16 protein-coding genes are annotated in these 13201 nt (G+C 65.9%); 9 read left to right on the top strand and 7 right to left on the bottom strand.

Translation table 11 applies throughout. The features are described from left to right. Positions 1-116 precede the first annotated feature (116 nt). Together SHTP_RS24450 and SHTP_RS24445 are read left to right on the top strand one after the other, a co-directional pair. The gene (locus SHTP_RS24450; protein WP_096372048.1) at positions 117-641 is read left to right on the top strand and encodes an SRPBCC family protein; all 525 of its coding nucleotides are present in this window, start codon (positions 117-119) and stop codon (positions 639-641) included. Beyond that, positions 641-1690, top strand: a complete 1050-nt coding sequence (locus SHTP_RS24445; RefSeq protein ID WP_096372047.1) for an LLM class flavin-dependent oxidoreductase — start codon at positions 641-643, stop codon at positions 1688-1690. The genes SHTP_RS24450 and SHTP_RS24445 overlap by 1 nt, the downstream gene beginning before the upstream one ends. A gap of 1 nt (position 1691) precedes the next feature. Here SHTP_RS24445 and SHTP_RS24440 read toward each other — a convergent pair whose 3' ends face one another. Beyond that, positions 1692-2804, bottom strand: coding sequence for a DUF1214 domain-containing protein (locus tag SHTP_RS24440; protein WP_096372046.1), 1113 nt, complete (start codon positions 2802-2804; stop codon positions 1692-1694). Continuing rightward, positions 2801-3400, bottom strand: coding sequence for a TetR/AcrR family transcriptional regulator (locus SHTP_RS24435; RefSeq protein ID WP_011742288.1), 600 nt, complete (start codon positions 3398-3400; stop codon positions 2801-2803). Before SHTP_RS24435 ends, SHTP_RS24440 begins: the two co-directional genes overlap by 4 nt. A 106-nt stretch (positions 3401-3506) precedes the next feature. Here SHTP_RS24435 and SHTP_RS24430 point away from each other — a divergent pair, with 106 nt between their 5' ends. Together SHTP_RS24430 and SHTP_RS24425 are read left to right on the top strand one after the other, a co-directional pair. Then, the gene (locus tag SHTP_RS24430; RefSeq protein WP_231991560.1) at positions 3507-4670 is read left to right on the top strand and encodes a sulfotransferase family protein; all 1164 of its coding nucleotides are present in this window, start codon (positions 3507-3509) and stop codon (positions 4668-4670) included. Positions 4671-4708: 38 nt separating this feature from the next. Beyond that, entirely contained in the window at positions 4709-5599 is an 891-nt protein-coding gene (locus SHTP_RS24425; RefSeq protein ID WP_096372044.1) for an alpha/beta fold hydrolase, read from the top strand. Positions 5600-5662: 63 nt separating this feature from the next. On the opposite strand, the gene SHTP_RS24420 is transcribed toward SHTP_RS24425, so the two are convergent. From SHTP_RS24420 to SHTP_RS24410, 3 genes are read right to left on the bottom strand one after another with little or no spacing between them, the layout of a single operon-like run. Then, the gene (locus tag SHTP_RS24420; RefSeq protein ID WP_096372043.1) at positions 5663-6706 is read right to left on the bottom strand and encodes a zinc-binding dehydrogenase; all 1044 of its coding nucleotides are present in this window, start codon (positions 6704-6706) and stop codon (positions 5663-5665) included. A gap of 6 nt (positions 6707-6712) precedes the next feature. After that, positions 6713-6925 (bottom strand): TOBE domain-containing protein, encoded by a 213-nt coding sequence (locus SHTP_RS24415; RefSeq protein WP_011742285.1) that lies wholly within the window; start codon positions 6923-6925, stop codon positions 6713-6715. Positions 6926-6970: 45 nt separating this feature from the next. Further along, positions 6971-7576, bottom strand: coding sequence for a TetR/AcrR family transcriptional regulator (locus SHTP_RS24410; RefSeq protein WP_011742284.1), 606 nt, complete (start codon positions 7574-7576; stop codon positions 6971-6973). Between the two features lie 129 nt (positions 7577-7705). Here SHTP_RS24410 and SHTP_RS24405 point away from each other — a divergent pair, with 129 nt between their 5' ends. Then, positions 7706-9031 (top strand): cytochrome P450, encoded by a 1326-nt coding sequence (locus SHTP_RS24405; protein WP_096372042.1) that lies wholly within the window; start codon positions 7706-7708, stop codon positions 9029-9031. 15 nt (positions 9032-9046) lie between these two features. On the opposite strand, the gene msrA is transcribed toward SHTP_RS24405, so the two are convergent. After that, positions 9047-9583, bottom strand: coding sequence for a peptide-methionine (S)-S-oxide reductase MsrA (msrA, locus tag SHTP_RS24400; RefSeq protein WP_096372041.1), 537 nt, complete (start codon positions 9581-9583; stop codon positions 9047-9049). Between the two features lie 159 nt (positions 9584-9742). On the opposite strand from msrA, the gene SHTP_RS24395 reads away from it, so the two are divergent. From SHTP_RS24395 to SHTP_RS24385, 3 genes are all read left to right on the top strand, one after another. Continuing rightward, positions 9743-10249: a nuclear transport factor 2 family protein gene (locus SHTP_RS24395; protein ID WP_096372648.1), complete on the top strand. Its 507-nt coding sequence runs from the start codon at positions 9743-9745 to the stop codon at positions 10247-10249. Next, positions 10246-11268, top strand: coding sequence for an NAD-dependent epimerase/dehydratase family protein (locus tag SHTP_RS24390; RefSeq protein ID WP_096372040.1), 1023 nt, complete (start codon positions 10246-10248; stop codon positions 11266-11268). The genes SHTP_RS24395 and SHTP_RS24390 overlap by 4 nt, the downstream gene beginning before the upstream one ends. A gap of 109 nt (positions 11269-11377) precedes the next feature. Then, positions 11378-11758, top strand: coding sequence for a DUF427 domain-containing protein (locus tag SHTP_RS24385; RefSeq protein ID WP_011742280.1), 381 nt, complete (start codon positions 11378-11380; stop codon positions 11756-11758). Here the strand turns inward: SHTP_RS24385 and SHTP_RS24380 are convergent. Further along, complete coding sequence (locus tag SHTP_RS24380; RefSeq protein ID WP_012392333.1) at positions 11745-12146, bottom strand: nuclear transport factor 2 family protein; 402 nt, start codon at positions 12144-12146, stop codon at positions 11745-11747. The two genes, SHTP_RS24385 and SHTP_RS24380, sit on opposite strands and share 14 nt — an antisense overlap. A gap of 72 nt (positions 12147-12218) precedes the next feature. Here SHTP_RS24380 and SHTP_RS24375 point away from each other — a divergent pair, with 72 nt between their 5' ends. Then, complete coding sequence (locus SHTP_RS24375; protein ID WP_015354132.1) at positions 12219-13130, top strand: DNA-3-methyladenine glycosylase family protein; 912 nt, start codon at positions 12219-12221, stop codon at positions 13128-13130. Positions 13131-13201 lie beyond the last annotated feature (71 nt).

Below are 13201 nucleotides of genomic sequence, written 5' to 3'. Positions count from 1 at the left end.
AGATGAGTTCTCGCAGATCGTTGCGTGCATCGCCGGCGAACCCGCAGGGCTGAAATCCCCGTCGAGCGGCCGTGGTGGCGACGCTCACGTCTATTGCACGTTCCCGCTGGAGGACAATGGGATCCGTGGAGTGGACGGGCGCACGCTATGCGGACAGGCCGACCGTGGAGGCCTCGACGTGGATTGACGCCGAGCCCGAACGGGTCTGGAGCCTCATTTCCGACATCGCGCTGATGCCGACGCTCAGCAACGAGCTGCAGGCCGTGGAGTGGGTTGGCGGCGTCAGCGAACCACGCGTCGGCGCCCGGTTCATCGGACACAACCAACACGAGGCGTTCGGGCAATGGACCAGTACATCCCAAGTTGTCCGATGTGATCCGCCCCGCGAATTCGCTTGGGCCGTCGGTGAACCCGACTATCCGGCCGCGGTGTGGCGGTTTCGTCTGGTCCCCCGCGACGGTGGCACCAACCTGGCTTACCGGACGCAGATCGGGCCAGGGCGCTCGGGATTGCCCAACGCCATCGATGCGATGCCGGACAAGGAAGAAAAGATCGTCTTCGTGCGACTGCGGGAGTTCGAGGCGGCGATCGACAAGACCCTGGCCGCGATCAAGAGGTTGGCTGAGCACGGAGTGCGTTGATGCGTACGGCGACGACGGTCGAGCTGTCCGGTGGCAAGGACGGCAAGGACACGGTCGACTTCGTCGTCGAGGCCGAAAAGCTCGGCCTACACACCTGCTGGGTGGCCGAAGCGTGGGGCAGCGATGCGCCATCCGCGCTGGGCTACATAGCGGCCCGGACCGAACGGATGCAGCTCGGTTCGGGGGTGCTGCAGGTTGGTACCCCATCCCCGGTGCTGGTCGCGCAAACGGCGATCACCCTGTCCAATCTGTCGTGCGGCCGTTTTCTACTCGGGTTGGGGGCATCCGGCCCACAAGTGATTGAAGGTCTACACGGCGTCGCGTTCGACCGGCCGCTGGCTCGGCTCAAGGAAACGGTCGAGATCGTGCGGCAGGTGTTCGCGGGCGGCAAAGTCACATACTCCGGCAGTGAGTTTCAGATTCCCCGCCGGGGCGGGGAGGCACGGCCCATGCGATTGTCGACTCGTCCCGAGTACGACATTCCGATCTACCTGGCCGCGTTGTCGCCGGCCATGTTGCGGCTGACCGGCCGGATTGCCGACGGTTGGCTGGGTACCAGCTTCGTTCCCGAAGGCGCCGGTGACGCGTATTTCACGCACCTGGATGCCGGGCTGGCCGCTGCCGGTCGCAGCCGAGCCGACATCGACTTCTGCCAGGGCGCTGAAGTGGCGTTCGCATCCGGTGTCGAAGAGCTGCGGGACATGGTCGCGGCGCGCAAGACGGAACTCGCATTCAGCTTGGGCGGGATGGGGTCGGCGAGCACCAACTACTACAACCAGGCCTACAGCAGGCAGGGCTGGTCGGAGGTCGCGGCCGCGGTACGCGAGCGCTGGCAACGGGGCGACCGCGAGGGGGCGGCCAGGCTGGTCGCCGACGAGATGGTGCTGGCCACCACGCTGATCGGGACCGAGGAGATGGTCCGATCCCGGCTGGTGGCGTGGCGCGACGCGGGGGTGAACACGGTGCGGCTCTATCCCGCGGGCGACACGATGGACGCCAAGCTTTCCACGCTGGGCCGGGCCATCGAGTTGGTCCGTGCGGTCGGGTGATTCAAGCCACCTCGGTCGGGGCATCGGCGAGCTTCACCAGCTTCACCTCCGGCCGCGCCGGCACGCCGTCGGCGAGAAACCAGCGGAAGGCGAGATTGCCGCGGGGATAGTCCAGCGTGGTCAGCGAGTTCGGGTGTGTGGTGACCCCGCGGGAGAGCACCACGGTCACCGAGACATCGCTGTTGGCGATGGCGCTGTGGCCGTTGACCGAGCACCGGGCATCGGCGGCGCCACAGGTGGCCATGAACTGGTTCCACACCACCAGGTTCCAGAACCGGCACGACGGCGGTCGGTGCGTGATGACCAGCGCCTCGTCGTCGTCGAGCACAAAACTGCCGTAGCAGTAGCACGCGTCGCGTGCCGACCAGCCGAAGTTGGCGTCGGGCACCTGGTAGGGGTCGGCGAACTGGTTCGCGGCGTGGGCGGTGTTGTGCCCAAGCGCGTGTTCGTCTGGCAAGTCCTGGTCCCGTGTCCCAACGGGCAGCGGCATGATGGCGAACATGGTGCGCAACCAGGTCGCAACCGACCGCAGGCCGGCAGCGGTCTGCGGATCTGCATGTCGGATCGGGTCGGGCTCGTCGAGCGCCTCGATGTGCCAGGTGATCGGGCGCCCGGTCAGTGGGTTGGCCTGGTAGTCGCGGGTCATCAACACCGCCGCGTCGGGGGTGGGGCCCAGTTCGAAGGAGAAGTTGCCGTCGGCGTCGACGTCGAGATCGCTATCGCGAACGATCGCAACGATCCGGTCTGACCACGCGCCCGGTGCTGGTTCGTTGTAGGCCGTCACCGAGAAGTACACGCTGTCGCCCTTGTTGCCGCTGATGCGGTAGCGGCGATCGGGGTCGACCGGGCACATGAAGTAGTAGGCGTCGGTGTTGTCGCCGCCCCATCTGCGGTCGTGGCGAAACGGCGTGTTCACCGCGACGAACTGGGGCCGACCGGGCTCGGGAAAGAGGTAGGCGTCGAAGGCGACGCCCAGCGTGGTGGCGAGCATGCGGTAGCCGTCGGCGACGTGACGGTCGTCGGTGACGGCGCGCTCTCCCTCGAGGAACGAGCTGTCCAGAGTGCGCAGGGTGTCCAGCAGCTCCTGCCACGCGGCGGTCGACTCGTATGTCATTGCGGGGTTCCTTTCCGGATTCCTTTCAGCAGCAACGTCGTCGTGCGGTCGATCCAGGCGTCCCCGACGCCGGGCTCGAGTTCGCCCGGGCGGGTCAGCAGACCGATCAGGACGATGCCGGCGATCGCCTCGGCCAGTTCGGGTGCGGTGACATCGGCCCGGACCTGGCCCCTGGCCGCGGCATTGTCCAGCCAGGTGGTGAGCCCATGCCCGAAGATCTCGCCGAATCGCACCAGCAGCGCGGAATGCAGCGTTGGGTCGGCGGCCATCTCGCCGATCAGCCCCGGCTGGGCCGCCTTCGCGGCCGGGGTGCTCAGCACGGCCGTCGTGCGCCGCACCATTTCGCGTAGATCGTCGACCGGTGATCCGGTATCGGGGACTGCGGTGGCGGCGTCGATCGGGAACACCGCCTCATGCACCAGGTGCGCCTTGCTGGGCCAGCGCCGGTAGATCGCGGGCTTGCTGGTGCCGGCGCGTTTGGCGATGGCGGAGACCAGCAGCCCGGCGTATCCGGTTTCGGCGAGCAGCTCGACCGTCGCGCGCAGCACGGCGCCGTCGATGCGCGGGTCACGAGGCCGGCCAAAATCAGCTACCATTACGAAACTCAGAGTAACATAAGTTGCCAGGACGAAAGCCGCGCTCGTGCGCCTCGACGATCTGTCCCGGCCTCAGTTCTGTGTCGAGGCTCAGCAGATCCTCGACATGATGGCCGCCCTCGCCCCGGACTGTTCGTTGGATTCCGACGCGCTGCACGCAAAGGCCAGCGCCGACACCGGGCTGCACGATTTCGGCGAAGGCGACTACCGGGAAAGGCTCGACGTCTATCTGGCCGCCCTGGCCGAGATCGACGGGATGCAGCCGGCCGGAGTGGTCAACTTCTATGGGCAGCTATTGCAGCTGCTGAAGAACCGGCTGTTGTTGAGCGACCTGCGCCACCGGCATCCGGAGATCGACGACATCGAACTGCAACCGCCGGTGGTGATCGCTGGTCTGCCCCGCACCGGCACCACCCACCTGCACAACATGCTCGCGGCGCCGACCACATTCCGGACCATGCCGTACTGGGAGAGCGTGGAGCCGTTTCCCCTGCCCCAAGAGGTGGGGGTGGAGCCGGACCCGCGGCGGGTCCGCATGGATGTGGCGGTCGGGGTCATCAACACCGTGATGCCGCACTTTTCGCTGATGCACGAGATGACCGCCGACCACGTCCACGAAGAGATTCAACTGCTGGCCAATGACTTCTCGACGATGCTCTTCGAAACGCTTGGCCACGTGCCCCGCTGGCGCGACTACTACCAGACCCACGACCAGACGCCGCACTATCAATACGTGGCTACCCAGCTCAAGGCGATGCAATTCCTGCGTGGCGGCCGGCGCTGGCTGCTCAAGTCGCCCCAGCATCTGGAACAGGTTCCGGTGCTGGATCGGGTGTTCCCGGGCAGCATCGTGTTGTTCACGCACCGTGACCCGGTGCCGGTGGCGTTGTCGATGCTCGCGATGATCACCTACTCGGCCCGGATGCACCGCTGGCCGGTCCCGGTCGAGCGGATCGCCCACTACTGGGTCGATCGCCTCGACCGGATGCTCGCCACACTCGTGCGCGATCGCGACACCATCGGTCCCGAGCGCTCGATCGATATTCGGTTCGACGACTTCATGGCCGACGAGGTCGGCGTCGCGGAGCGGATATACGCGCTGGCCGGCGAGCCATTCACCGACTCGGTACGCACCGCAACGGCCGGCTACCTCGCGGGCCACCAACGAGGCCGGCTGGGCACCGTGCAGACATCCTGCGAGATGTTCGGGCTGACCGAGGAGAGTCTGCGGGCTCGCTTTGCGCCCTACCTGAAGCGGTTCCTCAGTTAGCCGACCGGGATCCGCCGCGTCCACTACCTTCTCAACACATGAGCACTCTTCCCGCCCTCGACGGTGTCGAGCACCGGTTTGTCGATCTCGACGGTGGCATCACGATCCATGTCGCAGACGCCGGCCCCGCCGATGGCCCGGCGGTGATGCTGGTGCACGGCTTTCCGGAGAACTGGTGGGAATGGCACGAGCTGATCGGTCCGCTGGCCGCGGACGGGTATCGGGTGTTGTGTCCCGACTTGCGTGGCGCCGGATGGAGTTCGGCTCCGCGCTCGCGCTACACGAAAAAGGAGATGGCCGACGATCTGGCGGGTGTGCTGGATCGGCTGGGCATCGCCTCGGTGCGCCTCGTCGCCCACGACTGGGGTGGCCCGGTGGCGTTCATCATGATGCTGCGCTACCCGGCCAAGGTGACCGGATTCTTCGGAATGAACACCGCGGCGCCGTGGTTCCCGCGCGATCTCGGCATGGTGCGCGACATCTGGCGGTTTTGGTATCAGATCCCCATCTTGCTGCCGGTCATCGGCCCCCGGGTGATCGCGGATCCCAAGGCTCGCTACTTTCGGGTGCTGACGTCTTGGGTCGGTGGGGGATTCACCATTGCTGACGAGGCTGTTCGCATGTATGTCGAACGCATGCGCCAGCCGGGGCACGCGGTGGCGGGCTCGCGGTGGTATCGCACGTTCCAGAGTTCGGAAGCGTTGCCCTGGATGCGCGGCGAATACGCCGACGCTCGGGTCGATGTTCCGGTGCGCTGGTTACACGGCACCGAGGACCCGGTGCTCACCCCGCAGCTGTTGCGCGGATACGAGGACCACATCAGCGATTTCGAGGTCGAGTTCGTCGACGGGGTGGGCCATTGGATCGTCGAGCAGCGGCCGGATCTGGTACTGGACCGGCTGCGCGCGTTCCTTCGTATCGAGACTTAAACCGTTGCGCCACTTCTCGGCGCGTCGGGTGCGTGGTTTAAGTGTCGTGGAGGCGCGTGCTCGTCAGGGCTGGACCAGGATGCGGATCGGGTTGCCGTCCTGGCGTTCCAGCTTCTCGATACCCAACGGCAGGTCTTCAAGCGGGACGATCTCGCTGATGGAGCGCGAAAGATCCAGGCGCCCAAGTGAAACCAGCTTCGCCAGGGTTTCGATATCGACGTTCTGGTAGCCGAGGTGACCGAGTACCTGCTTGTGGGTCAGTCCGAACATCGAGGTGGGTCCCACGGTCGGTGATTCGGCACTCATGCCAACACCGACCAGCCGGCCTCCGGCGGTCAGCGATCCGAACGCCTGCTCGAAGGTGGCCTTGAGACCGACCGCGTCGAACGCCACGTCGAGCATGCGGCCGCCGGTGATCTCGGCGAGCTTGTCGTGCAGTTGGTCGTCGCGGGAGTCGAAGGCGTAGTCGGCGCCCAGTTCCAGCGCCCGGTCGAGCACCACGGGATTGATGTCCAAGGCGATCACCGGCACCGCGCCGACCAAACGGGCCAGTTGCACGATGTGGGTTCCGACGCCACCCACGCCCCACACCCCGACCGATTCCCCGACGGCCACTTTGCCGGTCCGCACCACCGCACCGAACGGTGTGGACACCGCATCGGCCAGAATCGCGGCTTGGTCGAGCGAAACATTGTCGGGCACCCGGGTCAGACCGGCCGCCTGTGCCACGGTGTACTCCGCCCAGGCCCCGCCGTAGGCGAACGCCATCAGCTGGATCCGCAGGCAATTCACCGTGTCACCGCGTCGGCAGTTCGGGCAGCTCTGGCACGGCCGGCCGGCGGCCACCACAACGCGGTCGCCCTCGGACCAGCCGTCAACCTCGGGGCCGAGTTTGGCTATGGTGCCCGACGCCTCGTGCCCCTGGGTCACCACTGGCGCCTGGGTGGGGAAGGTGCAGTTGATCAGACTCAGATCGGAGTGGCAGATCCCGCAGTAGGCCACTTTGACCAGGACCTCGCCCGGCCCCGGCTCCGGTATCGGAACATCTTCGAGTACAACTGTTTTGGAATCGGCGTAGAAGCGCTCGGCTCGCATCGTGGCCGCCATGTCGGACTACTCGACTCCGATTGTGACTTCGGTGGACTTGATGAACACCGTCGCCGGTTGGCCGACCGCGAGGCCGAGGTCGGTCGCGGCATTCTTGGTGACCGAGGAGGTGATGACCTGGTCGCCGCCGTCGAGCCGCACCTTCACAACCGCCATCACGGCGCCGAGGTCCACCTCGATGATGGTGCCCTTGAGCTGGTTTCGGGTCGACAGTCGCATCGTTAGGTCCTCCGTCTACTAGAGCTACACAGTCGGGCACCGAGCCTAGTGCCGTGGGCCGACCAATGCGATGGACGCATCCACCGCCGGTTCGACGATTTCCCGGATGTCTCGTCCGTCCTCGACGGTCAGCGCGGTCAGTTCACGCAAACCCCCCAGCAGGATCACCGCCAGTGCCCCGGGCACCGCGGGCAAGCCGGCCCGCCGGAATCCGGGGCTGGCGCTGAGCTCGACGAGCAGGCTGGTCAGCAGGTTCATCCCGTGCCTTTGGACGGGGTAGGAGATGGGTCCCAGGGAGGGGAATTCGCGGATCCAGCTCAAGGTGACTGCCAGCCGGGATTCGATGTGGCTCAGGTAGGCCTCGACGGCTTGGCGTATCTGGGCCTGCCAGTCCGCTTCGGGATCGACGGCCGCGCGGATCCGCTTGGCGAGTCGCTCGTTGTCCGCCCGTAGCAAGTCCAGGAAGCATTGTTCCTTGCTTTCGAATCGGTCGTAAAACGTGCGTTTGGAGGTTCGCGCGTGGCGCACGATGTCGGCGACGGTGGTGGCGTGGTAGCCACGTTCGCCGATCGAGGCGACCAAGCCCTCGAGCAGGCGCTGCCGAAACGGGTCGCTGTCCAGGGCCGCCGGGCTGCTAGCAGCTGCCGTCACGAGCGCGCCTCCTCGGTCGACCCGAACTCCTTGTCAGGACTGGTACCAAAGAGTACCGTACTAGAAAAGCGAGTGGTACACGGTGGTACCAACCCCGTTTCGGGGGCAAGTGTTGGGAGCGATACCCCCATGAATCAAGCGATCTCCGACGCGCCGGCAGTGCCGGCGGTCAAAATGGCGCAAGCGACCCGAATTCCGAAGATGTTACAGGGCCTGGCCTTTGCCACCTCCCGGCGGCGGATGATGGACTGGCTGAGCCGCCGCAACGGCGACGTTTTCGCACTCAACGTCCCGATCTATGGCCACATGGTGGTGGTCAACGACCCACAACTGGCCAAGCAGGTCTTCACCGCCAGCCCGGAGGACCTGGGCAACATCCAGCCCAATTTGAGTCGGATGTTCGGGTCTGGCTCGGTGTTCGGGCTCGACGGGGACGACCACCGCCGCCGGCGGCGGCTGTTGGCGCCGCCGTTTCACGGCAAGAGCATGAAGAACTACGAAATCATCATCGAACAAGAGACCCTGCGCGAAACCGCCAATTGGCCCGAGGGGCAACTTTTCCCGACGCTGCCGTCGATGATGCGCATCACCCTCAACGCGATCCTGCGCGCGGTCTTCGGTGCCGATGGCGCCGAACTCGACGAACTGCGCCGGATCATTCCGCCCTGGACCACACTGGGCTCACGGCTGGCGTCGATGCCGAAGCCGAAGCGGCGATACGGCCGCTTCAACCCGTGGGGTCGGCTCGCCGAGTATCGGCGCCAGTACGACGTGATCATCGACAGGCTGATCGACCAGGAGCGGTCGGACCTGAACTTCTCGGATCGGACCGACGTGCTGGCCCTGATGCTGCGCAGCACCTACGACGATGGTTCACGTATGTCGCGCAAGGATATTGGCGACGAGCTGCTGGCATTGCTGGCGGCGGGGCATGAAACGACGGCGTCCACGTTGTCGTGGGCGTTTGAGCGGGTGACCCGCCACCCCGATCTGCTGGCGGCCCGGGTGGCCGAGGCCGAGGATGCGGGGGGCGAGCTACGCCAGGCCACCATCCTGGAAGTGCAGCGAGCCAGGACGGTCATCGATTTCGCGGCCAGGCACGTCTATGCGCCGCAGTACCAGCTTGGCCAGTGGATGATTCCGCGCGGGCAATCGATCCTCGTCAACATCGCGCAGATGCATGCCAATCCCGACAATTTCCCAGACCCGCAGCGCTTCGATCCGCAGCGTTTCATTGGTGGTAGACCGTCCACCTTCGGGTGGATCCCGTTCGGTGGCGGAACCCGGCGGTGCGTGGGTGCCGCGTTCGCCAACATGGAAATGGACGTGGTGCTGCGAACGGTGCTGCGCAACTTCACCATCGAACCGACCACCGCTGCCGGCGAGCGGCTGTTTTGCCGGGGTGTGGCCTACACCCCCAAGAACGGTGGCCGGATTGTGGTGCACCGTCGCTGATCCCGGGGCCGGGCTTCAGGGCCAGCGGCGCCGCGGCTGTTGGCCGGCGGTGGCCCGTCGCGGCAGCTTCCACCCCGGTCGGATGAAGTGGCAGGTGTAACCGCTGGGGTAACGCTGCAGGTAATCCTGGTGTTCGGGCTCCGCCTCCCAGAAGTCCCCGGCCGGGCTTACCTCGGTCACCACCTTGCCGGGCCACAGGCCGGACGCTTCGACATCGGCGATGGTGTCCAGCGCGACTCGTTTCTGCTCGTCGTCGAGGTAATAGATGGCCGACCGGTAGCTGGTGCCGCGGTCATTGCCCTGGCGGTTCGGCGTCGTCGGATCGTGGATCTGGAAAAAGAACTCCAACAGCGTGCGGTAGTCGGTGGCTTGGGGGTCGAAGATGATTTCGACGGCCTCGGCATGAGTTCCGTGGTTGCGGTACGTCGCGTTGGCGACGTCGCCGCCGCTGTAGCCGACTCGCGTCGCGATCACACCGGGCTGCTTGCGGATCAGGTCTTGCATTCCCCAGAAGCAGCCACCGGCCAGTATTGCCTTTTGCGGGCTCGTCATCGTGGTCCTCCTCGCCAGCCGGGGACTCCGGGTACCCCAGGGACCCAGGCCGTTCCCAGGCTACACTCCGGCGATGTGGTGTAACGGTGTCAGAAAGCTTGACGTGAGACCCGATGCCGGCCAAGAAATTCGCTCTTCCAGCAGATTCATGGTCTTGTGGTGAGTGGGCCGGAGTTTTCTCGCAGCGAACTGGCGGCGGCCTTCGAGAAGTTCGAGGACACCGTTGTCCGCGCGGCCGCGTCGCGGGATTGGGATGCCTGGGTGCAGCACTACACGCCAGACGTCGAGTACATCGAACATGCGGCCGGCACGATGCGCGGCCGCGAGCAAGTGCGCGCCTGGATTTGGCAAACGATGACGACCTTTCCGGGCAGTCACATGGTGGCGTTCCCGTCGTTGTGGTCGGTCATCGACGAGTCCACCGGACGGATCATTCTGGAACTGGACAACCCGATGCGCGATCCGGGTGACGGCAGCGTGATCAGCGCGATCAACATTTCGATCATCACCTATGCCGGCGACGGCCAGTGGTGCCGTCAAGAAGATATCTACAACCCGCTGCGCTTTCTGCGAGCCGGGCTGAAGTGGTGCCGAAAGGCCGCGGAGCTGGGCACGATCGATGAAGCCGCCGCGAACTGGATGCAGCAGTACGGGGGCTCGCAATGAGTGTCGGGCCCAAACTCGTCATCGGCGCCAATGGGTTTCTCGGCTCGCACGTCACCCGCATGCTGATCGAGGATGGCGCGCAGGTACGGGTGATGGTGCGGCCCACCGCCAACACCCGCAGCATCGACGACCTGCCGGTCACCCGATTCCATGGCGACATCTTCGACACGGCCGTGGTGCGCGAGGCAATGCAGGGTTGTGACGACGTCTATTACTGCGTGGTCGACGCGCGCGCCTGGTTACGCGACCCGGCGCCGCTTTTTCACACCAACGTCGAAGGCCTGCGTAATGTCCTCGACGTCGCCAAGAACGCCGGCCTGCGCCGCTTCGTGTTCACCAGCAGCTATGCGACGGTGGATCGTCGGCATGGGCACGTGGCGACCGAGGAGGATCGGATCGGGTCACGACGGGTCTCGTCCTACGTCCAATCCCGGGTTCAGGCCGAAGATCTCGTCATGGACTACGTGGCCCAACATGGACTGCCCGCGGTGGCGATGTGCGTCTCGACGACCTACGGCAGCGGCGACTGGGGTCGCACCCCACACGGCGCCTTCATCGCCGGTGCGGTGTTCGGCAAGCTGCCGTTCTTGATGAACGGCATCAAGCTGGAAGTGGTGGGTGTCGACGATGTGGCCAGGGCGATGATCCTGGCCGCCGAACGCGGGCGCAGCGGCCAGCGCTACCTGATCTCCGAGCGGATGATCGCGTTGAAAGAGGTGGTGCGGATCGCGGCCGACGAGGCCGGGGTAGCACCGCCGCAACGGACGATCTCGGTGCCGACGCTCTATGCCCTGGGTGCGCTGGGCAGCTTGCGGGCGCGGCTCACCGGCAAAGATGCCGAACTCAGCCTGGAATCGGTGCGGATGATGCGCGCCGAGGCCGAGGTCGACCACGCCAAGGCGGTGCGCGAGTTGGGCTGGCAGCCGCGGCCCGTCGAGGAATCGATACGCGAGGCAGCGCGGTTCTGGGCGTCGATGCGCAAGAACACCCAAGGCGCCAGGACGGGACAGTCGGAGTAGCCGCGGGATCGCGTCGCCCGAGCGGTGCGAACACCGGACCAAAGGTGGGAAGTCTGCAACGCCATCGAGCGTTGCAGACCAAAGACTCGGATCCGAGGAGGTACTGACCATGAGCCATCGAAAAGTTCTAGAGCCCTCGGCGGGGCACCCGATCACCATCGAGCCGACCAAGGGACGGGTTCAGGTGCGGGTCAACGGCGAGCTCATTGCCGACACCGCCGCGGCACTGGAATTGCGCGAGGCTACTTTGCCTGCGGTGCAATACATTCCGCGTGCTGACGTGGTTGCTGACCGGTTGACCAGCACCGACACCAGCAGCTATTGCCCGTTCAAGGGTGATGCCAGCTACTACAGCGTGACCACCAGCACCGGCGACACCGTCGCGGATGTGATCTGGACTTATGAACAGCCCTATCCCGCGGTTGCCGAGATCGCCGGGCACGTGGCCTTCTACCCCAACAAGGCAGAAATCAGCGTCATACCGGATTAGCGCCGGCCGGGAACACCGCCGCGAAGGACTGGGTGTCGCTGTATTCCCGCAGCGAGACGATCAGCCCGTCCTTGGTCTCGAAGATGCAGACAAACGGGCTGTCGTAGCGCACGCCGGTGGCCGTCATGCCCTCGGACTGTCCCTCGATCACCACCGTTTCGCCCTCGTTGACGCAGCGCCGCAGGTCGATGTTGATCTCGAAGACCTTCTTGCGTTGTTCCACCGCGCGGCGCAGCGCATCCTTTTCGAACGCGCTGCGGGTGATGATGCTCCAGTAGGTGAAATCGTCGCTGAGCAGCGCGAAACCCTCGTCTAGATCCCCGCCCTCGCACATACTTTGCAGAAACATCCACGCCAGTTCTGCCTGCGGGTCATCGAACGGCGTCATCACGTAAGTCATCCTGTCTCGGAAGCCAGTTTGCGGTCAATTGACCGGGCCGTCGGAATACGGAGTTCTCAGGTGAAGATTGAGCGCACGGTCACGTTCGCTGGGGCCGCTGGGTTCGGGCACACCCTGGCGCCGCTTCGCCGCGGCCGCGGGGACCCGTGCTTTCGGGTCCCGGGGGACGGCACGATCTGGCGTACCAGCCTGCTGGGCTCCGGCCCCGTCGCCGCCCGGTTCAGCCGCTGCGCGCCCGATACCGCTCATTGCGAGGCCTGGGGGAGCGGCGCCGAGGAATTCATCGATCAGCTACCGGCGTTGCTGGGTGCCGACGACGACGCCGCGGATTTCGTACCGCGGGATCCGACGGTTGCCGCCGCGCACCGACGGCTGCCGAATTTGCGGTTGGGGCGCACCGGACAGGTGCTGGAGGCGGTGCTTCCCGCGGTCATCGAGCAGCGGGTGCCCGGCGCGGAGGCGTTTCGGTCCTGGCGGTTGTTGGTCACGCGGTATGGGACCCCGGCCCCCGGTCCGGCGCCGGACGGGATGCGGGTGCCGCCGTCGGCGGATGCGTGGCGGGCCATTCCGTCCTGGGAGTTTCACCGCGCCAACGTCGATCCCGGGCGGGCACGGACGGTCGTGGGCTGCGCGCAGCGGGCGTCGGCACTGCAACGGCTTGTCACGCGGCCCGCGGGGGAGGCCCTGGCCGCGCTGACGAGCTTGCCCGGCGTCGGGGTGTGGACTGCCGCCGAGACCGTGCAACGCGCGTTCGGTGATGCTGACGCGGTATCGGTGGGGGATTACCACATCCCGAAGATGATCGGCTGGACGTTGCTGGGCCATCCGGTCGATGACGCCGGCATGCTGGAGCTGCTGGAACCGATGCGGCCTCACCGGCATCGGGTGGTTCGGTTGCTCGAGGCCAGCGGACTGGCGCGCGAACCCCGCCGCGGGCCGCGGCTACCGGTGCAAAACATCCGCTCCCTCTGAAGATGTCGTGGCAGCCGTCGGGGCCCCATCGAGGCTCAGACGCGAAGACCCGGCAACCGGCGCCGATGTGC

This window comes from Mycobacterium ulcerans subsp. shinshuense (assembly GCF_002355775.1).
In the GTDB taxonomy this organism is placed as follows: Bacteria; Actinomycetota; Actinomycetes; order Mycobacteriales; family Mycobacteriaceae; genus Mycobacterium; species Mycobacterium marinum.
This window is presented reverse-complemented; position numbering and strand designations above follow the sequence as displayed.